Source organism: Enterococcus sp. DIV0691 (assembly GCF_051711145.1).
GTDB lineage: Bacteria > Bacillota > Bacilli > Lactobacillales > Enterococcaceae > Enterococcus_B > Enterococcus_B hirae.
Window position 1 is genome coordinate 1,880,186 of the sequence record NZ_JBIOLY010000001.1, and the last position, 20,086, is coordinate 1,900,271.

A 20,086-nucleotide genomic window follows, 5' to 3' on the forward strand; every position below is an offset into this window, starting at 1 on the left:
AATTTTACACCTCTATTTTCGTTGGCAATTGTTACATTATCTTTTGTTGTAAAATAATCACTAGTTATAGTACTTAATAGATTTGGGTTTCCACTATAATCATAGTCTCCAAAGTCGATGCTGTTTGAATAAACTTTCTTAATTTGAGAACAAGAAGTTATTTCATTATCGTTTGTTGTACTAATAGTGCCATCTTCTGTAATCGAAATATTGGCTCCTGCTTTCAAAATTTTCAAAGACTCTAGCTTCTGTTTCAACTCTTTAGTAAAATTAAAATCTGTTTGCTTAGTTGCAGACAGAATACCTTCTTCAGTGACTTCTAAAAGTTCACCAACTTTTATACCTCCTAATTTTTCAGCAGTAGCAATTGGTAAAAGATATGTTCCACTTTCACCATTTACAATCTTTTGAAACATTTCGGCAGTTAAAATACCATCAGTATCTTCGCTTGCGTAAGGTAGTTTGGTAATCGCATTTTCTAATCCTAAATCAGCCTTCGTTAGAATGACTGCTCCAGATTTACCGTTAACCGAAAGAACTTTTGACTGTCCCGAGGTAATGTTTTCTAATCCTAAGACTGCAGAAACATGAGTAATTGGCATAAATTGACGTTGAACTCCTGTGTCGTCTGTTTCCATCATACGTTTAACCTTCACCAATTGATTCACCTTCTTCCTGAACAACAACTGATTTTCTTGTTAATTCTATAGTCATATTGTCATACAGTACGACTTGTACTTGATCACCTAATTGAATTGTTTTTCCAGTGTAGTATTTAAATGTGCCATTTTTTAATTCATTGGAAGGGACGATATCTTTTTTCTTACCATTTATTTCAATACCAATTTTTGTTGCATCAAATACTTTACATGTACCAGTAATCCAATCTGTTTTTCCAGCAATATATGGATTAATAGTCAAAATCTTATCTATTACTACTTCCTCCAGAGTAAATACACGCTGTTCTTTATCATCAATTGTGGCTACAATTAACGCTCCTTCGGATATATTATTTTCAATACTTTCTACTTTTTCTATCTCATGATTCCTAGAAAATAAATCATCTTGTAGAATATCCACTACTTCAATTTCAGCATACTCGATAGTAAATAAGCTTGTTCGTAGTTTTTGATACAAATAATTCATATCGGCAAGCAAACGTTCTGAAATTGAATTGTGTCGTTTTCCTTGAATATCTACTCTCGCATCCATTAATTCCGCAAGCATTGTTCCACCAGGATCAATCGTCTTTAAAATATCCTTGATTGATTCAAACCATGCCAAATAGTCTGATTCTTGTCCTTCTCTCCAATCTTGGAAACTGTGTTCCTGTTCTTGTCTCCAACGTTCAAATTCTTCTTTCCTTTCATTCATCCAGTCCGTAAAATCGCCTTTATTTTCATTAATAAAGTCCGTCATATCCGCAATTAAATCTTCGATTGATTGCCAATAAGAACCCATTTCTCCTTCTGTTTTTGAAACAGCATTAATGACAAAATCATAACCACCCTTCAAAAGGGTGGTTTGCACTAGGGCTATAAGCCCTTTACACCGGCCAGCGCCTAAAGACGCTGGCTTTCTCATTTCATGTTCAAGCCATATTGCCTTTGCCACTTTTGCTCACCTTTAAAAAGGTGGTTGTATTACTCTTTAACCCTTGAAAGGGTCTTCATATTCTCGTACGCTCAATTTATCTAGTGCTATATCATGTTTCTCTTGTTCTTGAATGTATTTTCTTATGGTCGCTTCATTCAGTCCCACTGTACTTACATAATAGCCTTCTGCCCAAAAATGTCGATTCCCAAACTTATATTTTAAATTCGCATGTTTGTCAAAAATCATTAACGCACTTTTTCCTTTTAGATAGCCCATAAAACTGGATACACTCATTTTTGGTGGAATACTCAATAACAGATGAACGTGATCTGGCATCATATGTCCTTCTAATATTTCTACCCCCTTATATTTGCATAACCGTTTAATAATCTCTTGAATGCTTGCTCGATATTGATTATAGATGATTTTTCTTCTATACTTTGGTGTGAATACAATGTGGTATTTACATAGCCACTTTGTATGGGCTAAACTATTTGCTTTATTAGCCAATTTCTATCCCTTCCTTTCGTTATCAATATGACCTGAACAATCATATTTTAACGATATGAAGGGCTTTTTGGTAGAACCATTTATTCCCCACCCGCATAGCAGGTGGTTTTATGTTTCACTCGCTTTGCGAGTGAAACTAGGTCTAAAGACAATAATAAGAGAAGTCTTGAGTTGTTCCAATCAAGTCTTCTCCTTTAAATATAATGAAATTGGCTGTTTGTCGATGTAAACACTGCATGGAATATTTATCAAAAATATAGTTAATTTTCCCTTTTTTAGCATCCACAATTTTTGTTTCTAATTGGACTGGATATTTCCCACCTACAACTGATTCAAAATATACCTTACATTCTGATAAATCGTAGGGAAGACCATTTTCAACTATAGTCGCTTCCATAACCTCTGTATTCTTATTGCCTTGTCGAACTTGAATCATCCCCACATAATTATATGGTTCTGTTGTACTTAAAACGACATTCCATTTACTCATAGAATCACCACCTTAAAATTGGATATAATTTCTTGGATTCTCAAAATCAACAACTGGCTGTGGCCAATAATTTTTCATAATTTGAAAATGTAGATGTTCTCCTGTAGATGGACCAGTTGTTCCCATCAAGCCAATTTGAGCGCCTTTCTGGACTTTTTGTCCAACAGAAACATCAATACGAGACAAATGAGCATAACCTGTCCACTTCCCATTATTATGTTTAATAACCACGTAATTACCATACCAGTCATAATAATTAGCACCAGCCTGAACAACTTCCCCATCTAATGCTGCAAAAATAGGTGTATTAGGATTTCCATTTACAAGATCAATTCCATTATGAAATTCTTGACCGCCATTTATTGGACTTGTTCTCCATCCACATTCTGAAGTAACTGTCACTGGTTTTTGAATTGGACAAATGAAATTCCCTCCAGGTTCTGGACTAGTTAATCCATGTAATTTGTTATACCAAGATTGGGCATAATTTTGGCGTTCTGGATGTGCAGAAACTGGGCGTTCGAAGTTCATTTCAAAAGCATACGCTGCACTTTTGGCATCATTGATCGATTTAAATCCTGATACTGTGGTTGGATTTACTTTTCCGAGCCATTGACCGTTGAACATACACCAATCTAATAATTTTACTTGGGCTTCAATACTTCGATAATCTTCTTGAATCCCTGCGGTGTTCATCAAACGCTGAACATACTCTCGTCCGTTCCAAGTTGGTGATCCGACTAACGGATAAGCAGAACCATCCCATTGAACAATCCCATAAGCTGGACCACCAAGTTGTTCTGTATCAGGGTTCATACTTGCTCCAACCTCCCCCTGAATATTTCCTAGAATACCTGCAGCTGCATATTCAGAATAACCACGAGCTTTCAACATTGTCCAAATTTTCCATGCTCTTTTTTCAGCTTCCGTCGTCAATTGAGGAGGGATAGTTCCAGGATCACTTCCTCCACTTCCACCTCCATTCTTATCAATTTTTACACCATTCACATAAAGCTCGCTTACATCTAACCGACCACTTATAGAGGTTCTGCCAAGCAAATCTATACGATCATTAATTAAAAACATGTTTTTTTTACCGATAATTATCCCTTTTCCTTTAGCCGAACTAATAGCAACTGCTTCACCATCAGAATTTAAATTAATTTGTAGTGCTTTACCATCAAAATCTGCATACACAGGATTTCCTTGAGAATCCATACCAACAACTAAGTCAGGAAACTGATTACCTTCAGTTCCCATTGTTCCGATAGACCTGTTACCATACCAGAACTCCATACCTTTTTTTGTTAACTGCATTATTTTTTGATTTTTATTTCTAATTTCCAACAATCCATTAACAAGGCGTAGAACGTCACCAGTTTTATTAAAAGAATTTTGGAATACATCGGCTTTAATAATTCCTGTTTGAATAAAATTAGCATTAAACTTACCATCTAAAGTCCATGCGGTATCAAATGGTCCTTGCCACCCTTTTGATGAAAAGCCTATTCCGCTTTTGTTTATTCGTAAAACAAGTTTTGCTTCTTCTAATTTAGGATGATCACAAAAGAATAAATCAGTCGGTCGATTCTTAGGCCACCATATAACATGACCCCCATCATTACCAGAAATAATATTGGTGACTACATCAATAAAATCACTTGCATATTTTTTACCTGTATACCCTTTTAACGTATTTGATATTTCTTGTTTCTGTTTCTCAAAGAAGGTATATTGTGTATCGCCGGCTTCTAAAGATTCAACTCGCTCGTTTAAAGAATCATAAATTACTTTAGTTATTTGAGCAGTAATATTAATCTTAAAACGTTCATGAAAAATATCAAATGTATCAAATAATCCAACTTCACGAAATTTTTTAAATCGTTTTGCTAAAGCTGTATCTTCCATTTTTCGAATGTTCAATTCAATAGATATATTTGGTTGATCACAATTAGGATTAATGGAACTAAAATATTTCTTTGATACTTCATTTAAACTTTTTTGATCTGTAACACCTTGATCTTCTGTAAATTGAACATATTCTGAATAAATCTCGCCATCATACTTATTGATATTAAGTGAATCTACTGGATTTCCAAATATACGTTCTGTTTCCCCTTCATTATTTTGAACATCTGCATAAGGAAAAATTCGAGTTAGTAACCCATCAAAATTAGTTTCAACTTTCAAACCAGTTAAATTTTTTCTGTATCTAAAAGTTGTCACATGATCTCTACCTCTTCGGTTTAATAAAGATAATTTGAATGGCTCATGTTTCATCTCTCCACCAAATATTTGGTTTAAAGACCCCTCTATTCCCTTAATACATTTTAAAGGATTGGATACTTCGATACTTATTGATCCTACACGAGTAATATCACTAAACAAACGAATATCACTAGATTGATCCATTGATTTTTCTAAACACTTCATTGCTTCTTGACAAGTAGCTCGCTCAAATTCTAATTTCTTCACCGCACGATTTCCAAGTTTCATAGTTCTAGATTTTCCGTAAACATATAATAATCCTGTAGCCATATCTTTATAATGATTGTAAATATAAAAAATATGAAAAGCATCCGTTGCGTTAGGTTTACATTTGATCTGATAATTATGATCTTCTAATTGACTTGAAAATTTAGCATTGATTGGAAAACTTAATTCGACAGTATAACTGCCATTTGCTTCCTCTGTCACTAGACATTTTTTACAATCAGATAATATGCCAATACCTCCAGCGGTAAAATCTGTGTCTGTAGGACTATATAATACTGGTTTCATATCTTAGTTTGCCACCTCGGTTCAATAACAATCTTTTTTACATTGCTATTCCAAATAATCCGATTCTCACCAGAATCTAAATAAGGATAAACTTGGTTACTTAACAACTTCTTATGTTCATTTACTAAAACACCATCTACCTCACGATAAGTTTCCATCACATCTGGATCAGAATCGATTGTAATATCTGAAGTTACATTGGAACATTTTGTCTCTCTTCCATTAATAGAAATTGTCACATTGCCTGATCCATATATTTTAATTTTGGGATAAGATGGATATCGTTCTGGATTATAAATTGAACCCTGTTTTTCTAAGATAACAGGGTTCATTCCTAGAACATTTTTTTTGAAAGGAGCAATACTTAAATCAAACGAAAAAGGAACTCCTCTTAATGTATGAAAAGTTCCTTCAAAATTTGGTTCATTTATTACAATCGCTTGATAAATATATATCGGATCCCAATAAGGTACAAAATCTACATATTCTCCTTTTGTATCCAGTGCTTCTGTAATCAAATCTTCATAATATTGAATGTGTTCCAGTGTAGGTGATAAATAAAAACAATTTAAAGTTTGTTCAACATTTGTATAGTAACCACCATCGTTAACTGCTAACTTATTTAATCCAGAAACTTCTTCTAAATTAAATACCCTTTTAGCTTTTTTCTTTTCTGGTCTCTCACAAATAAATGCATTAAATTCTTTACTCCAATGATTTCCGAGTTTAAACCAACCATCAATCATGATTATCACCCACTAAATTCATTTTTATTTTTTAAATCAACAAATTTATACATCAAATATTCAGCAATTTGATCTAATGTTTCTTTTGGTAAATTACCATAAGCTGTTAAATGTAAATGGATTTCATCTGTGGCTTGTTGTTTAGATAAACCTATATCTACAGCTTTTTGAATATAAGCCATTAGCTTATCTAGAGGCGCAATAGCTTCTTTACCAGCTTCACCGCCACCTAACAATTTATTTCCAGAAGCGCCAAAAATTGTCGGTTTAGTTAAAATCCCACCATCAGCAAACCATTTTACGTCAATCCCTGATGGATAAGAAAATTTTTTACCAAATATTTTATTAGAACTCCATTTCAAACTAAAATGGGGCATTGGTGGAAGTTCAATTTTAGGAATTTTTAATTTTAAAAATTTAAACAATTTTTTTATTGCGTTTAATTTATCATCAAAAGATCCGAACATAAAACTAGTAAGTGTTTTTACAGAGTTAGATAGTATCTTAAATGTTGCATCTGCAGGACCAGAAAATTGTGCCCAAAATTTTGACCACCATTCTTTTAGCTTGTTCCATTTATCAGAAAACCAATCAGTAATGGAACCCCAATTTTTTATTACTGTTATAGCTCCTGCTACAGCAGCTACAAAAATTCCTAATGCTACAATAACTGGACCGCCAACTATCCCTGCTAAAGCTCCCATAGCAACTACAACCCCAGTAATAACGCCTATTAGTGTACCTATTCCTAAAAAAGCTACAATAAAGGTTTTTACTGGACCTGGCAAATTTTGAAATATCTTTAAAATTTTTGTTAATGAATCTAACAGAGGTACTAAAGCTATTGCTAGTTCTTCACCTAATGGAGCTAAAGCTAACTTCAGCTCATTCCATGCTTCTTGCATTTTTCGACTAGTTGTAGTGGTATCATTATTTAATTTATCTGCTGCTCCTTGAACATCCTCATAGCCACCTTTAACACTCATTAGAGAAGTTAATACTTTTAAACTGTTATCCTCTCCTAAAGCGCTCCAAACAGTAGATGCTAAAGATAACGCTTCGGTTTTATTTTCCATCTCTCCTAAATCAGTAAGGAGCGACTGGATAACTTCTGCTTGAGAAGCTCCACCACTCTTATATGATTCAAATAACTCTTTAGATTTTTGAGAAAATGAATCAATATTTTCTTCTATACGTCCATCAGTTAAAGAAATTCCTATTTCTTTAACAACATCATTCACTTTGTCTAAATTATATGCTCCATTACGAGTACCATTCTCTAAAATTTGGAAAGTTTCTGAGGCGCTAAAGCCCATTTGAGACCATAACTGTGAGTATTCAGCCATATTATCTCCAACTTCATCTGCCCATGTACTGCCATTCCTTTGGAGAGCAACTGTGATCATATCCAATGCTTGTTTACCAGTAATTCCGTAATTTTGTTGCATAGCTGCAACTCCACGAATAGTTTCTTTTAAATCAACTCCAAAAGTATTTTCTAAAACTTTCGCATCTTGAACCAATTGACTCAAATCTTGGTTACTCATATCGCCAAGGTTTTTAGATACTAAAGCTACCGCATCTGCAGCATCATTCATGTCATCGAAAAGTCCACTACTAAAAATATCTTTTAAAGCTTGTTCGTATTTTTTTGAGGATTCTGTTCCTGCGACTCCCATAGAAGCGTTTAATTTCTTTTGAGCATCTTCTACTTCTGTAAAAGCTTCAATAGTTTTTCCAGCCATATCTTTGGCTTTATCAGACATTTCACTTAGAGACTCACCAGCATCCAACAGATTGCCTTTGTCGATTTTATCGTCAATTTCTTCTAAAGTGTCACCTATTTTATCTAAAGCATCATCTGCTTTATTAGCATCACTTTTTAAACTATTTAAATCAGAAGAAACCTTTTGAACAGAATTTCCATCATCAATTGAATCGAGTGCTTGTTTCATTTTGTTGATGTCTGCTGTTTGTCCCAATGCAGCTCTACCAATTTTATTTAATGCATCTTCAAGTTGAGAGGAATTGGCTTTTCCTTCTTTGATTGCTGCCGTTAGACGTGTTCCTAAAACGTCTGAAAAATCATTGATATCTGTTCCTGTAGCTTCAAAAAAAGTGGATAATCGCTGTGTATTTTGAGCAAGTTTTTCTTGTTCTACTCTCATACTCGATAATTGCCCTTTAAAACCATTTAGAGCACCTTCAGTGGCTTCAATTTCTCGCTTAAACTTCCGATATTGTTCCTCACCAATTTCTCCTGATTTAAATTGCCTTTCTACATCCGCTTGAGCGCCTTTCAGTGCTTCCAATTTATTGGTAGTTAATTCAACTTGTCGAGAAAGCAATTCTTGCTTCTGTGAGAGTAATTCAACGTTATTAGGATTTAGTTTTAACAAACGTTCTACATCTTTCAATTCTTTCGATACATTTGTCGATTGATTAACAATATCTTTCAATCCAGATGTTACGCCTTTAGTATCTGCATCAAGTGCAATTGTAATTCCTGAAATTTTCTTTTTAGCCATCCATCCCCCTCCTTTCTAAAATGCATCAAAGTCTGCTTGAGTCGCTTTTCTAGTTTTAGATTTTGTAGATGTTTTTTCTTGATGATTATCTATCCATTCTTGAACGAAATCTAAGCAGTCACCTATTTCCATTAACTGCATTTCTTCATTTGATAAACCTACTTGTTTGCAAATAAAAAGAAATGACTCCGTAGTAAGTGTTTCGTCACTAGAAGCCATTTCATCGTTTACTTTTTTTTAGTTTGTATACTATGGGAAATCAACTCTTGTAATTCTCCAGCAAAGTCTGCTAATGGTAAAGAATCCAAACTTTCTAACCAAGTGATTGGATCAGGAATAGTTGAATCTGCCGCTTTAGCATAAGTCCATACAAAATTATATAAAAGGGTTAATTCTACCCTTTTCAAATCATCATATGAAATATCATTTAAGTTAAAACTACCATCTTCATTTTGATTGTCTAAAGCTTTCGCTAAAGTTAAGAGGTCTGCAAAAAAATCACTTCCAAATTGCATCTTATACCGCAAAGGTGTTGCAGCATTAGAAGCTAATCGAATTTCAGTAGCACCAATCTTAATTGTTTTTTCCATAATTAAGCAACTGCTCCTTTTTCATAAACTTTTGTAAACCATTTGTCATAAACACCAGACGGAGTATCTGGTCTTGTTTTAGTTTTTACAGCTTTATCAGAAGGCCGTGGTCCGGCACTAAATGTTAATTCTGACGTATTTGGATCTCCTGAATCCTTAGTTGTCGATCCTACCGTTGGACGGTTTGCTGTACAATAATACAACACATGTCGAGTTGCTGTTTTATCTCCTTCAAATTGGAACATTAGAGCAAAAGGAGAAGTTTCAGCATTCGCATACTCTGTTTGAACTTTATCAGTATCATCTACTTTTTCTCCCAAAATATCTACAGCAAAATCTTCGGGAATTCGAGCGCAGGTATAGGTTCCGTCGTATCCTTGATTGTTTGGAGAAGTATAATAATCAACATTATCTGCTTTAAACTTAATCAGATCTCCAGAAGGTTCAATAGATAATTCAATTGCACCAGGAAAACGAACCGGCGTTCCATAAGTAATTTCTCCCGTTTCTAGATTTAAAGTCGCTTTAGCATAATAAACATTTTCCAATCCAAACTCTACACGATTCTTTTCAGCACTTACTGCTCTTTCTTTTTGTGCCATTTCTTTCACCTCTATTTTAAATATTGATTTCGTATGCTTTTAAATACATTTGTTCGGATGACAAATAAGTTTCATAAGTATCAAAAGGAATTTTGTTTGTACTAAGTAATTCCTCTAATTTATTTTCTTCACGAATATTCTTGGTATTTGTATATAATTCAACAATAACTTCCGTCTTTTTGAGAAATACCTCATTATCAGCATAAAAATTATCACTTGAATTTTCATAGTAAAGTAAATAGGGTAATTCTGGTACTTGCCCTGGTTTCCATTCACGATAAGAAATAGGTAAATTCATTTGATTCAGCAATTGTTTCAATTCAGTTAACAACATACTCATTTCAACCTCCTAATCAACTCTTTTTCTAACGAAGAAATGGCCTTTTCTTCTGCGATAGCTATATGAGGTTGCCCTTTTACTTTCCCTATGGTTCGTCCGCCTCGTTTTAGAGCGTGACCATTTTCTAACAAGTGTGTTAGCCGATAAGTAGGATCTTTTTGAAAAACAATTTGTCCAGTAGGACCTTTCTTTCTTTTGGTCCAATTACGTGCATATTTTCCAGAACGTTTTGGACTATTGCTCTTTAATTCCTGAACAGTTGATTTCGCCACAAGCTCTGTTGCTTCCCCTGCTTCTAATTCAACTTCTTTACTATATGATTTAACTACATTAGAAATTTCTTTTGATAATTCGCTAATGTGGATTGAATTACTCATTTCTATCACCTAAATTCAAACGGCAAATAACTTCTAACTCTTCATAATTTCTTTGATATGTTCGAATAATTTTGTATTTATTTCCTTCGAATTTAAGGTAGTTTTCTCTAGAATACTCATAAGGATGAATAATAAACAAATGAATGTTCTCTATACCATTTTGTCCAGCCTGATAAAATTCGCCTCTACTTACATTATCCTCGTAAGCCATTACTGGATTTTCTTTGTATTTAGCTATCTGATTTCCTATTTCATCACTAGTAAATCCATCATTTTCAAGAAGAAAAATATCTAAATCCCATGTCTTATCCATATTTATCCCTTCTTCATCGAAAGTACTAAATTATGCAATCTAAATTGTAAATTTCTTGGCATAACACCTTCACCTCTCGATCGATATCGCCAAGCTGAATAATCAACAATAAACATGATATGAAGATCATCATTATTATCAATTATAATTCCTTGTTCGCATTCTAATTCACTAATCACACTGTCAATAATTGATAACAAATACTCATTTCGCTTATCTGTCATGATACCTAAATTTACTTTTAATAACTCTAAAATTTGAGTATTCATAGTCGTCTCCTAATCATAACCACCCTTCAAAAGGGTGGTTTGCACTAGGGCTATAAGCCCTTTACACCGGCCAGCGCCTAAAGACGCTGGCTTTCTCATTTCATGTTCAAGCCATATTGCCTTTGCCACTTTTGCTCACCTTTAAAAAGGTGGTTGTATTACTCTTTAACCCTTGAAAGGGTCTTCATATTCTCGTACGCTCAATTTATCTAGTGCTATATCATGTTTCTCTTGTTCTTGAATGTATTTTCTTATGGTCGCTTCATTCAGTCCCACTGTACTTACATAATAGCCTTCTGCCCAAAAATGTCGATTCCCAAACTTATATTTTAAATTCGCATGTTTGTCAAAAATCATTAACGCACTTTTTCCTTTTAGATAGCCCATAAAACTGGATACACTCATTTTTGGTGGAATACTCAATAACAGATGAACGTGATCTGGCATCATATGTCCTTCTAATATTTCTACCCCCTTATATTTGCATAACCGTTTAATAATCTCTTGAATGCTTGCTCGATATTGATTATAGATGATTTTTCTTCTATACTTTGGTGTGAATACAATGTGGTATTTACATAGCCACTTTGTATGGGCTAAACTATTTGCTTTATTAGCCAATTTCTATCCCTTCCTTTCGTTATCAATATGACCTGAACAATCATATTTTAACGATATGAAGGGCTTTTTGGTAGAACCATTTATTCCCCACCCGCATAGCAGGTGGTTTTATGTTTCACTCGCTTTGCGAGTGAAACTAGGTCTAAAGACAATAATAAGAAAAGAGGAAACTAGTCTGTTTCCTCTAATAATGTTAATAACTCTTTTTTGCTCGCATTTGATTTATAACTAATATTTTTTTCGTCAAGAATATTTTTTAAATCAGGAATCGTGAAAGACTCGTAACTATTTTTTGCCAGTCTTGACTCTGGCATCGTTACTCCCCCACTGTATCTAATGTTACTTCTACAAACGCTTCAGGCACTACTGGTTTTCCATCATAACGCCCTAAACCACGAACAGCTGTTTGATCTTCCCTGAATTTATAATGACCTGACATATCTACACGAACCGATTCACGTTCTACCAAAGTATATTTATCAAACACTCCAAATAAGATTTTATCTTGAGGTAAGTAATTATTGAAAACTACTTTTAATCCTAAGAAGTTAGGTTGTGCTAAATTAGGTAATTGAACAACATCGACTCCATTAGAATTTACATGAAGCGTTAGCATAGCAATTCGATTATAGTAAGTTTGACGATGCATAACAGCTACAATCTCACCAGTAGCATCTTCCCCAGTATCAATCAATCCTAACACTGGAATTAGTTCTTCATAAGTTGGTTTTTTTGTTACTTTATTTTTGCTAGGAATTTTAGGAAGAATACCATCAGGTTGTTTATCATCTTTTCCTGTACCAGTAACAATGGCTTTATCCAACCCTTTTGCAATAGATCGTGCAATTCGTTTCGTTAAATAATCATCTAAATTAATAACAGAATCCTCTAATAGAGAATTATCAATATAGACAATTCGACCAATTTTGAAACCGTCAAACTCAACTGCAGTTAGTTTAGAATCATCATTTTCTGGTAATGCTCCTCGCATTTCTAACCAAGTTGCTTCACTAGTATCTACATCTAAAATTAATTTCACACGACCTTTAGCAATCACTTTGTCAACTAATGGATATAGCGTAGTAAAATCACCAATACGCTCACGAATACGGTTGACAATGACGTCTGGAATGATTAATTCTGCGCCACTTGGTCCATCTGGCAAAACTTGACCATTTGCACGCATTTGAAGTCTTTCGCGTAGTTCATTATAAAATTCTTTCACATCTGAACGTTCATGATAATCTGTATTAGTTTTTGCTCTGGTATTTTGTTTTACTGCCATATCTCTTTCCTCTCCTTTATTTGAAGGTTTCTTTTCATTCAACTGTGTTAATTCTTCTTCCAAAGAATTGATTTCTTCTTCTAGTTCTTGGATTTGTTGATCATGAGGTTTTTTTTCTTCATTAAATTTATTGACCTCATCTTCCACTACTTGTTGTTCTTCGTCTGTTTTAGCTTCTTCAATGGCGGTTTCTAACTCTTTTTCTCGCTTTTGAAATTCAGCATCTTTTTCTCTTAATGAATTAAGCATTTCTTTTTTATTAGTAATTTTTCTTTGTAACATAATTTGTTTTAATGCCATGACTATTTCCCCCTATTTTTTAATTGATCCAATAAATTTTTACGCCACTGCTGCGTCTGTTTTTCACGATATTGCTCTAGTTGATTGTGCCTAGCTTGTACTCCTGTGTCTTCATAAGCAGGAAATGTTACTACAGAAACTTCATGAAGATCAATTTCTTTTAACAACCACTTCACCGTGCCATCTTCTCTCCAATCAGTTTCTTCATTCAAAATGTTAAAACCAAATGAACATTGATCCACGTCACCACGTTTTACACGTTCATATAAATTTAAAGCATCTGAATCATTTTCGTTTATGGTGATCTGTCCCCATAAGCCTCTAGAATCAACACTTAATTTCAATGTCCCTGACTTGTTCCTACCTAAAACTAGAGTAGTTTCATGGTTTGTTAACGCTCGTATATCATTGCTCAAAGAGCTGTTGAAAGCTTCTGGTGAAATTTCTTCAAAAGCGCCTGGCCAAAGCTCTGTTTCTTGATTAAAAACAGCAAAATAACCTTCAATAATTTTTTCTCCTGTTGTTTCTTCTCTGGTAGAAAAATTAGTGGCCATGGAACGTGTTTGATTTTCTTTTACACTCACTCAGAATCACCACCCTTTAATTTATTTTGTTCTCCAATCATTCCTTGAGGAATAAAGTTTTCTAAGATAATCAGATCATCTAATCCTTTTTTAGGAGAATCACCTATCATATTCAAAACATCATTTCCTGTATAGATTCCTCGAATATATAAATTCATCCCAATTTCTGCTAATTCTTTAATATCGTAAGCCATTAAACTCTTAGAATTACATTTGAAATACCAATTTGGATTTTCAAGAAGCCCTTTAGTCAGTGTTTGTTGAAAAACATCTGCAATAGCTTTAATTCTTGTACGAACGAAATTGTTATACTCATCTTTATCAAAAGTACCTACTCCTAAAATAAACGCAGGTACATCTAGCAATGCTGCGACTGTTTTCTTATCGATTTCTACAGATTCATTGATTGCAATATCTTTTAACGATAATGGTTTTACTTGTTGTACATCCAATAGCTCTGCAGGAATAATCCATGGCTCTCCTGGTCGAGATTCACCTAAATATTTGTCCTTGATTTGCTGTCTCCCAGCTTCACTTGCAATACTTTCATTCATTGCATCAACCTTTACAATGACATTGGGCATATATTGACCACTCATGAATGATTTTTTAGTCGTATTTGCTTGACGTAAATTATGAGTAACATCTCGTAGTTGAATCCTATAACCCGTTCCTCTCCATGGTTGTTCTGGATCAGGATTGATTGCAAAATGTAAAACTTCATCTGGATTATAAGTTGATGCTCCATATTTAATTTGATATCCTTCATCCAGTTCTATAAAGCTTACTTTGGAAGGCTTTAGTGGTTTCAATTCATGAATAAATCCATCTCTCATTTCTGGAAATACAATCGCATTTCCATCTCCTGGAAGTAACATCGAATACACAATGTTATAGACCCAATTCTTTCTAGTCATATAAGAATAAGGTTCAATATCGATTTTTCTAGATAATTCATTTTTAATACGAATATCTCCACTATCTGAATTTTCCATTAAGTGAATCGTCATTCCTGATACTAAATCAGCAATTTTTTGACAAGCTGTTTTTACTTCTGGATTATCAGACAGTCGAGTATAACCTGGAACTAATACTTCTCTTGCAATATCTGACATAAAAAAACCAACCGTAGGATCACTTGATCCTGATGGTTGGGGTTCTGACCGTATTTTATTGGCTTTTCTTCTTTTTTTAGACAAAGGAAATCACTCTTTCTTCTTTTAATATTTACGATTTAACCATTCTGTGCCAACATTACCAAATGCCATATCTTCTAGCATCTGGCAACAGCTAAATACACTTGCATCAAACAAATCAACACGCTGAACTCCGCCGTCACCATCTAGTTTATCGTACTGAATCATATCATCTGTTTTTTCAATTGCTCGCACATTCTGAACACAATATTCATAGGCATCGGAATGTAAGTAATAGAACTGTTTATTTTTGACTTTTACCTCGATATGACGGAAGCCTTCTGATTTCTTATAAAAGTATTGTGGTTGATCTTTAATTTTAAATCCTGCTTTTTTCATTTTAAAAAAGAACTCTCGACCAAACTTTTTATCAAAACCAACAAGTTTAATTTTGAAGCCTTTTTGTTTCATAGAAATAAACCAATTAACAATATCATCATGTAAAACGGTAGGAGTATTACTCATTGTGAGCCAGCCATCTTCTTTCCAACCAAACAATGGTATTCCATCTTCTTCTGCTTTCTTTACAGCAGCTAATTTAGGGAAGAAAGCATGAGTAATACAGATATCTACTCCTTTATACGAACCATACAAAGCACCTGCAGTTAAATCATGTAGTTTTGATAAGTCCGCACCGCCGTACCAAACAATTGGTAATTTTGCTAGATCTTCTAATGTCCAATCATACTGCATATCAGAGCTTCTAAATTCATTAATATCGAAATAGGCATCCATTGCATTGGTGAATACATTCAACGTTTTATTTAAGAATTCTGCTTTTAATTGTGGTTCATTCATTGCTTGTGAGGCATCATCTAATAGTTCATCCAAAGTGACTGTCACATTGATAGAAGGAGTACACATTTCTAACACTTCTGGATCATCAATTGTAGTGATTTCTCCTTTACTATTTAGAATATTACCTTCTTCGTCTTGATCTGCTTTGCAAATGAAAATGAAATAGGAATCATATGCTGAATCAGTAATTGAACCATTCAATACCTTTTGTAATGTTTTTAAACGGTTAGCTAGAAAACCGTCAGGAATATCTCCTGCGGTTGAAATTCCTATTAATAATTTATTCCGATATGCTTTCATTGCATTTTTCATTAGAGTATATTTTTTAGCTCCTGCTCTTTTCCAAGAATGGAGTTCGTCTAATACTAAACAATTACAGTTTAATGAATCGAGTTTATCTTCTTGGTTCGCAATTGCAAATATGTCACTTGTACCATCACCGAAATTGATTGAAATGGAATGTTCTTGATTGTTATCACGTATTCTTAGTTTTTCAACATCTTCTTTTAATTCGTTGACGTTATCAACTAAAAAATTAAAGCATTCTAGCGTTTGTTTTACTGAATTAGCAACAATGTAAGCTTTAGAACCCGATCGTCTATCTAAAATGCTTTTTGCTTCGGTTAGTGCAGCACTAAATGCTGTTTTCCCCTGTTTTCGTGGTAAAAAAATAAGTGCTTCTTTAAAACGCCTAATATCTGAACCTTTTTCAAAAAATCCAAATAAATTCACACAAACAAATTTTTGCCAATCAGTCAGCAATAATGGTTGCCCTTTATAACTCACACCATTTTTATCTTCTCCTTGAACATGATGGATTGTACCTTCAATTAAATTAATGACAAAATCAAATTGTTCTTGCCTAAAATCAATATCTGTTCGTTCCAAATCTTTCAAAAAGCGTTCGCATGCTAGTCTTCTATCCAATTTAGCTAGTACTTTAAAATCAACAATTGATTTTGCATAATTTAAAGCTGTTTCAAAATGCTTAGATGTAATATTTGATAAGTCCATCTGATCACATCTGTTGTTGTTCTAAAAGTTTAGCAAAAGCGGATTTCTCTTTTTTAGGCATTTCTACTTCAGCTTGATAGGTTCTAGCATTCAGCATCAATCGATCAGAATAAGTACCTATATCTTTTCGAAGATTTTCTAAACTTGCTAAAATTGGCGATTTCTTCCCCCCGCTTTTTTCTGTTTCCAAAATAATTTCATAACCTTGTCTTTCAAACTCACGACTTAGATAATTGTATTGATAAACCATATCAGAATAAACTTCTATAATTTGATTGTATTGTGGCTTATATGTTCCTAATTCTTTCATATATTTAATTGTGCGTTTTTTTATACTTTCACGTTTTGGGATATTTTTAGACAAGTTATCACCTCCTCAAATCAAGATATATTACTGCGAAAAAAAGGGCTTTTTTCTGCACGGTTTTAAACGATAAAAACAGCTCTATTAATTGCTATTATCGTATTTCATCTCAAGGAAAAAATTTTTTCAAAAAGTCCTCGCTATTGGAAAAAGTTCCCATATCCGTTTCCCAAAAAGTAATTTTTAGATTTCAAAAGGAGGGGGGATTCTCTATCCTTTTTCCAACGCTCAAACTCTTTCTGCCTTTTTCTTTGCCAATATAAACCTTCACCAATAATCTCATCATTCTCTCGATCGTGAAACGTATTATGTTTTTTGTGTGTTAATGGTAATAAGTTCCAATCAACAAAAGCTAACTCAGGATATTCTTTTCTTGGATAAATATGATGGACCATTTCTGCTTTCACTCGAATACCATATCTCTTGCTTTCTTGACATTCATATTGATATCTTCTTAATATTGCATTCTTCTTTTTGATCCATCGTTTACTTTTATAAAACGAATCAATTGTCATTGTTACTCTTCTCTTGATTCTCTTTATAGTTTGTTCTAATTATTTCAGCCCCCATCTTCTCATACCATTCAACTGTTTCTTTTAAATTTGGCAATGTATGTGATAATAATTGAATCGTTAAATCAACAGTATCTTTCGAAAAACTGTTGTTAAAATATCGATCTACCTTATTACCAATAACCACATAGGCATAATTGCCATTCCAATGATCTCCCAAACCATTAGGATTATTTTCAGATTCAATAGCTATCTTATAAACTTCTGCCATATTTACATTTACGTTGATTGTTTTAGAGTTGTCTACAATTATTTGATGAATAGCGACTGACAGCTTGCATAGTTGCTCATCATGATCGAGACCTAGTTCATAGATGTCGTTGACTGCTTCAAGCATCTCGTGAATTAGCGTCTCGTCTTTTTGTTGTTTAGTTAGTCCTTCTGCAATGCTAATTCGTTGCTCGAAAGGAGAGTACTCTCCTACCCTCGATGCATTAGCAACTAGATTCTGATCGGTCACTACTTTAACTTGATAACCTGCTATTTTGATTTTCATTAGCGTTACCCGCTTTCGAAAGAATAGATAGACAGCAACCGTTGATAAACACGAAGAATTTAGTCTTTTTTATTTTTTGGTTGGCTGCTGTCTATCGAAGCATAATTTGTGAAACAATAGTAAACGATGTTCTCTGTTTATTATTTTTTGTCGATTTCCTAATCTTTCGACACTATCATAATAAATCATTTGCTAGGTAGTTGATTGGTATAAAAAAGGTATAAAAAGGAAAGCATTTGGGTAGTAAATGGGTATAAAAAGTGTAAAAACTGGCTACTTAAAAGCAACCAGTTCTAAGGAAGAAGCAAATTGAATGATGATTTTGTTTGATTCTGCTTTTACAGATTCCTCGCTCGTATTATTTCTTTGGGCAGTTACATAAATAGACATACCATTGATATAACGATCATAGAATATCTTTTTTCGTCTTTCCGTTACATCAGGTTTATGCGGATGCTGAATCGCGGAATATCCACGAATAAATAATTTGTGCAAGTACTCAAATTCTTTTTGTGCTTCCTCTTTCTCAATCATTATTCGTTCTGCCTCAAATGTATTATTGGCTGTAGAAGGCGGAACCAAGGAGTAAGATGCTGTTACCTTAGGTTCACGAGGTTGACCTACCCTATATCTAGCTGACAGATATGCGGAAAGGAATACAGCGACATTGTGTTTCGTTCGTTCCATATCCACATCTTTTGCCTCTGGTGTCTCATACTTCTTTACATCGAAAAGTACCATCCATTGATTCCTCCAATTATGATATAATAATTGTGTCAGAATTATTATTCATAGTCGGAGGAATCCGACTTTTTTTATTTTCTGTTTTTCCATACAATTGTTTTTTTAGAACAACATTTCGTTCGATTTTGACTATTTAATAAAAATTTGACAGAATTTATTGTTCGTCTTTTCTATTATTTCTTGTTCCCCTCTTGGATGATTATTAGCATAGAAACAAAAAGTACAATAAAGATAAAAGAATAGATCATTCTTTCCCCTCCACATCAATTGCAATGACGATATCACTCTCAATCCCTACTCCATCTCCGTCAGGGTTCAATTTAAATCCAGTTGGAGTCATTAAACACTGCTTACCATTTGAAATTACCCAAAAATACAGCATAGCTTCTGCCGGCATATTTTCTAACATTTCCAGTGCTTCATTTACTTTCATTCCGCTTCCTCCAGCTCTTTATTGCTTAAAAACGAATATCTAGAAATCGTAGTATATGCTTGAGCAATTCTACCAATTATCATTGTGTGAGATTTCTCTCTGCATTCAGGACATAAATCTAAAGATTCAATTAACAGCGTTTGTTCTTCCACTTTAGTGAGATGTCCACGCTCATCTAAAAATCCTATTTGTCTAACAGCGCTCTTTACAGGAAAAATGCTTTGTGGATCACCTTCATGGATAGTTTCTTTCTTTTTACAAACATCACATGTAATTTCAACTGTATATGTTTTTTTAGTTGCCATCACGCTTCCTCCTGTTCTAACGCATAGCCAGCAATATTTTTAGTATAGAATTTCGCCTCACGTCTCACTTGAGTGCTTATTCCATAATATCCAAAAGAAATTTGATCTCTTTGCCAGTCCTCTATAAAATTTGTTACTTTTTCAAATTTCATTGTTGATCCGTTTTTATTCCATATGATTAAACTTTTATCTTTTTCCATCTTATTTGCTCCTTTAGTTTACTATCGCTGAC

At 33.7% G+C, this 20,086-nt stretch carries 25 protein-coding genes and 3 pseudogenes; all 28 read right to left on the reverse strand.

Annotation, left to right across the window (positions count from 1 at the left end; genetic code table 11):
- Positions 1–173: 173 nt before the first annotated feature.
- Positions 174–659 (reverse strand): annotated as a pseudogene (locus IGJ11_RS08550) (hypothetical protein); the annotation flags it as partial.
- Positions 646–921 carry an immunoglobulin-like domain-containing protein gene (locus IGJ11_RS08555; RefSeq protein WP_306453878.1) on the reverse strand — a complete coding sequence of 92 codons (276 nt, stop codon included), beginning with the start codon at positions 919–921 and terminating at the stop codon, positions 646–648. The gene IGJ11_RS08555 and the pseudogene IGJ11_RS08550, both read right to left, overlap by 14 nt.
- A gap of 15 nt (positions 922–936) precedes the next feature.
- Positions 937–1,497: pseudogene (locus IGJ11_RS08560) on the reverse strand (phage baseplate upper protein); the annotation flags it as partial.
- A 153-nt stretch (positions 1,498–1,650) separates the two neighbouring features.
- Positions 1,651–2,106, reverse strand: a complete 456-nt coding sequence (gene tnpA, locus IGJ11_RS08565) for an IS200/IS605 family transposase (RefSeq protein WP_251850107.1) — start codon at positions 2,104–2,106, stop codon at positions 1,651–1,653.
- Between the two features lie 145 nt (positions 2,107–2,251).
- Positions 2,252–2,596 (reverse strand): annotated as a pseudogene (locus tag IGJ11_RS08570) (BppU family phage baseplate upper protein); the annotation flags it as partial.
- Between the two features lie 12 nt (positions 2,597–2,608).
- Entirely contained in the window at positions 2,609–5,377 is a 2,769-nt protein-coding gene (locus IGJ11_RS08575) for a phage tail spike protein (protein WP_251850043.1), read from the reverse strand.
- A complete protein-coding gene (locus IGJ11_RS08580) occupies positions 5,374–6,123 on the reverse strand; it encodes a phage tail protein (RefSeq protein WP_228011826.1) in 750 nt (249 codons plus the stop codon). Before IGJ11_RS08580 ends, IGJ11_RS08575 begins: the two co-directional genes overlap by 4 nt.
- A 5-nt stretch (positions 6,124–6,128) precedes the next feature.
- Positions 6,129–8,651, reverse strand: a complete 2,523-nt coding sequence (locus IGJ11_RS08585; RefSeq protein WP_251850044.1) for a phage tail tape measure protein — start codon at positions 8,649–8,651, stop codon at positions 6,129–6,131.
- A gap of 15 nt (positions 8,652–8,666) precedes the next feature.
- On the reverse strand, positions 8,667–8,870 hold the full coding sequence (locus IGJ11_RS08590; protein WP_081186458.1) for a hypothetical protein: 204 nt from the start codon (positions 8,868–8,870) through the stop codon (positions 8,667–8,669).
- 8 nt (positions 8,871–8,878) lie between these two features.
- Positions 8,879–9,241: a hypothetical protein gene (locus tag IGJ11_RS08595; protein WP_010720111.1), complete on the reverse strand. Its 363-nt coding sequence runs from the start codon at positions 9,239–9,241 to the stop codon at positions 8,879–8,881.
- A gap of 2 nt (positions 9,242–9,243) precedes the next feature.
- Positions 9,244–9,843: a major tail protein gene (locus IGJ11_RS08600; protein ID WP_178285966.1), complete on the reverse strand. Its 600-nt coding sequence runs from the start codon at positions 9,841–9,843 to the stop codon at positions 9,244–9,246.
- Between the two features lie 16 nt (positions 9,844–9,859).
- Positions 9,860–10,183: a hypothetical protein gene (locus IGJ11_RS08605; RefSeq protein WP_178285963.1), complete on the reverse strand. Its 324-nt coding sequence runs from the start codon at positions 10,181–10,183 to the stop codon at positions 9,860–9,862.
- A complete protein-coding gene (locus tag IGJ11_RS08610; protein WP_178285961.1) occupies positions 10,180–10,560 on the reverse strand; it encodes an HK97 gp10 family phage protein in 381 nt (126 codons plus the stop codon). The genes IGJ11_RS08605 and IGJ11_RS08610 overlap by 4 nt, the downstream gene beginning before the upstream one ends.
- Positions 10,553–10,873, reverse strand: coding sequence for a phage head closure protein (locus IGJ11_RS08615; protein WP_178285959.1), 321 nt, complete (start codon positions 10,871–10,873; stop codon positions 10,553–10,555). Before IGJ11_RS08615 ends, IGJ11_RS08610 begins: the two co-directional genes overlap by 8 nt.
- A gap of 2 nt (positions 10,874–10,875) precedes the next feature.
- The gene (locus IGJ11_RS08620) at positions 10,876–11,142 is read right to left on the reverse strand and encodes a hypothetical protein (protein WP_178285957.1); all 267 of its coding nucleotides are present in this window, start codon (positions 11,140–11,142) and stop codon (positions 10,876–10,878) included.
- Between the two features lie 165 nt (positions 11,143–11,307).
- Positions 11,308–11,763: an IS200/IS605 family transposase gene (gene tnpA, locus IGJ11_RS08625; protein WP_251850107.1), complete on the reverse strand. Its 456-nt coding sequence runs from the start codon at positions 11,761–11,763 to the stop codon at positions 11,308–11,310.
- Positions 11,764–11,933: 170 nt separating this feature from the next.
- Positions 11,934–12,077, reverse strand: a complete 144-nt coding sequence (locus IGJ11_RS08630; RefSeq protein ID WP_178285955.1) for a HeH/LEM domain-containing protein — start codon at positions 12,075–12,077, stop codon at positions 11,934–11,936.
- A gap of 2 nt (positions 12,078–12,079) precedes the next feature.
- Positions 12,080–13,348 carry a phage major capsid protein gene (locus IGJ11_RS08635; protein WP_251850045.1) on the reverse strand — a complete coding sequence of 423 codons (1,269 nt, stop codon included), beginning with the start codon at positions 13,346–13,348 and terminating at the stop codon, positions 12,080–12,082.
- Positions 13,349–13,350: 2 nt separating this feature from the next.
- Positions 13,351–13,932 (reverse strand): HK97 family phage prohead protease, encoded by a 582-nt coding sequence (locus IGJ11_RS08640; RefSeq protein WP_178285951.1) that lies wholly within the window; start codon positions 13,930–13,932, stop codon positions 13,351–13,353.
- Positions 13,929–15,047, reverse strand: coding sequence for a phage portal protein (locus IGJ11_RS08645; RefSeq protein WP_373191433.1), 1,119 nt, complete (start codon positions 15,045–15,047; stop codon positions 13,929–13,931). Before IGJ11_RS08645 ends, IGJ11_RS08640 begins: the two co-directional genes overlap by 4 nt.
- Before the next feature lie 105 nt (positions 15,048–15,152).
- Positions 15,153–16,940: a terminase large subunit gene (locus IGJ11_RS08650; RefSeq protein WP_438772520.1), complete on the reverse strand. Its 1,788-nt coding sequence runs from the start codon at positions 16,938–16,940 to the stop codon at positions 15,153–15,155.
- A gap of 4 nt (positions 16,941–16,944) precedes the next feature.
- Positions 16,945–17,304: a P27 family phage terminase small subunit gene (locus IGJ11_RS08655; RefSeq protein WP_002341976.1), complete on the reverse strand. Its 360-nt coding sequence runs from the start codon at positions 17,302–17,304 to the stop codon at positions 16,945–16,947.
- A 140-nt stretch (positions 17,305–17,444) separates the two neighbouring features.
- Entirely contained in the window at positions 17,445–17,819 is a 375-nt protein-coding gene (locus IGJ11_RS08660; protein WP_251850049.1) for an HNH endonuclease, read from the reverse strand.
- On the reverse strand, positions 17,809–18,087 hold the full coding sequence (locus tag IGJ11_RS08665; protein ID WP_251850077.1) for a hypothetical protein: 279 nt from the start codon (positions 18,085–18,087) through the stop codon (positions 17,809–17,811). Before IGJ11_RS08665 ends, IGJ11_RS08660 begins: the two co-directional genes overlap by 11 nt.
- A 558-nt stretch (positions 18,088–18,645) precedes the next feature.
- The gene (locus IGJ11_RS08670) at positions 18,646–19,113 is read right to left on the reverse strand and encodes an ArpU family phage packaging/lysis transcriptional regulator (protein ID WP_251850051.1); all 468 of its coding nucleotides are present in this window, start codon (positions 19,111–19,113) and stop codon (positions 18,646–18,648) included.
- Between the two features lie 247 nt (positions 19,114–19,360).
- A complete protein-coding gene (locus IGJ11_RS08675; RefSeq protein WP_251850053.1) occupies positions 19,361–19,549 on the reverse strand; it encodes a hypothetical protein in 189 nt (62 codons plus the stop codon).
- Positions 19,546–19,854: a hypothetical protein gene (locus tag IGJ11_RS08680; RefSeq protein ID WP_251850055.1), complete on the reverse strand. Its 309-nt coding sequence runs from the start codon at positions 19,852–19,854 to the stop codon at positions 19,546–19,548. Before IGJ11_RS08680 ends, IGJ11_RS08675 begins: the two co-directional genes overlap by 4 nt.
- On the reverse strand, positions 19,854–20,054 hold the full coding sequence (locus IGJ11_RS08685) for a hypothetical protein (RefSeq protein ID WP_251850057.1): 201 nt from the start codon (positions 20,052–20,054) through the stop codon (positions 19,854–19,856). The genes IGJ11_RS08680 and IGJ11_RS08685 overlap by 1 nt, the downstream gene beginning before the upstream one ends.
- Positions 20,055–20,086: the final 32 nt, after the last annotated feature.

Excerpts from the sequence above, each read along its gene's own strand:
- IGJ11_RS08575 (WP_251850043.1), bottom strand. The coding sequence starts at position 5,377 with ATGAAACCAGTATTATATAGTCCTACAGACACAGATTTTACCGCTGGA.
- IGJ11_RS08580 (WP_228011826.1), bottom strand. The coding sequence starts at position 6,123 with ATGATTGATGGTTGGTTTAAACTCGGAAATCATTGGAGTAAAGAATTT.
- IGJ11_RS08585 (WP_251850044.1), bottom strand. The coding sequence starts at position 8,651 with ATGGCTAAAAAGAAAATTTCAGGAATTACAATTGCACTTGATGCAGAT.
- IGJ11_RS08590 (WP_081186458.1), bottom strand. The coding sequence starts at position 8,870 with ATGGCTTCTAGTGACGAAACACTTACTACGGAGTCATTTCTTTTTATT.
- IGJ11_RS08595 (WP_010720111.1), bottom strand. The coding sequence starts at position 9,241 with ATGGAAAAAACAATTAAGATTGGTGCTACTGAAATTCGATTAGCTTCT.
- IGJ11_RS08600 (WP_178285966.1), bottom strand. The coding sequence starts at position 9,843 with ATGGCACAAAAAGAAAGAGCAGTAAGTGCTGAAAAGAATCGTGTAGAG.
- IGJ11_RS08605 (WP_178285963.1), bottom strand. The coding sequence starts at position 10,183 with ATGAGTATGTTGTTAACTGAATTGAAACAATTGCTGAATCAAATGAAT.
- IGJ11_RS08610 (WP_178285961.1), bottom strand. The coding sequence starts at position 10,560 with ATGAGTAATTCAATCCACATTAGCGAATTATCAAAAGAAATTTCTAAT.
- IGJ11_RS08615 (WP_178285959.1), bottom strand. The coding sequence starts at position 10,873 with ATGGATAAGACATGGGATTTAGATATTTTTCTTCTTGAAAATGATGGA.
- IGJ11_RS08620 (WP_178285957.1), bottom strand. The coding sequence starts at position 11,142 with ATGAATACTCAAATTTTAGAGTTATTAAAAGTAAATTTAGGTATCATG.
- IGJ11_RS08630 (WP_178285955.1), bottom strand. The coding sequence starts at position 12,077 with ATGCCAGAGTCAAGACTGGCAAAAAATAGTTACGAGTCTTTCACGATT.
- IGJ11_RS08635 (WP_251850045.1), bottom strand. The coding sequence starts at position 13,348 with ATGGCATTAAAACAAATTATGTTACAAAGAAAAATTACTAATAAAAAA.
- IGJ11_RS08645 (WP_373191433.1), bottom strand. The coding sequence starts at position 15,047 with ATGTCAGATATTGCAAGAGAAGTATTAGTTCCAGGTTATACTCGACTG.
- IGJ11_RS08650 (WP_438772520.1), bottom strand. The coding sequence starts at position 16,940 with ATGGACTTATCAAATATTACATCTAAGCATTTTGAAACAGCTTTAAAT.
- IGJ11_RS08660 (WP_251850049.1), bottom strand. The coding sequence starts at position 17,819 with ATGACAATTGATTCGTTTTATAAAAGTAAACGATGGATCAAAAAGAAG.
- IGJ11_RS08665 (WP_251850077.1), bottom strand. The coding sequence starts at position 18,087 with ATGGCAGAAGTTTATAAGATAGCTATTGAATCTGAAAATAATCCTAAT.
- IGJ11_RS08670 (WP_251850051.1), bottom strand. The coding sequence starts at position 19,113 with ATGGTACTTTTCGATGTAAAGAAGTATGAGACACCAGAGGCAAAAGAT.
- IGJ11_RS08675 (WP_251850053.1), bottom strand. The coding sequence starts at position 19,549 with ATGAAAGTAAATGAAGCACTGGAAATGTTAGAAAATATGCCGGCAGAA.
- IGJ11_RS08680 (WP_251850055.1), bottom strand. The coding sequence starts at position 19,854 with ATGGCAACTAAAAAAACATATACAGTTGAAATTACATGTGATGTTTGT.
- IGJ11_RS08685 (WP_251850057.1), bottom strand. The coding sequence starts at position 20,054 with ATGGAAAAAGATAAAAGTTTAATCATATGGAATAAAAACGGATCAACA.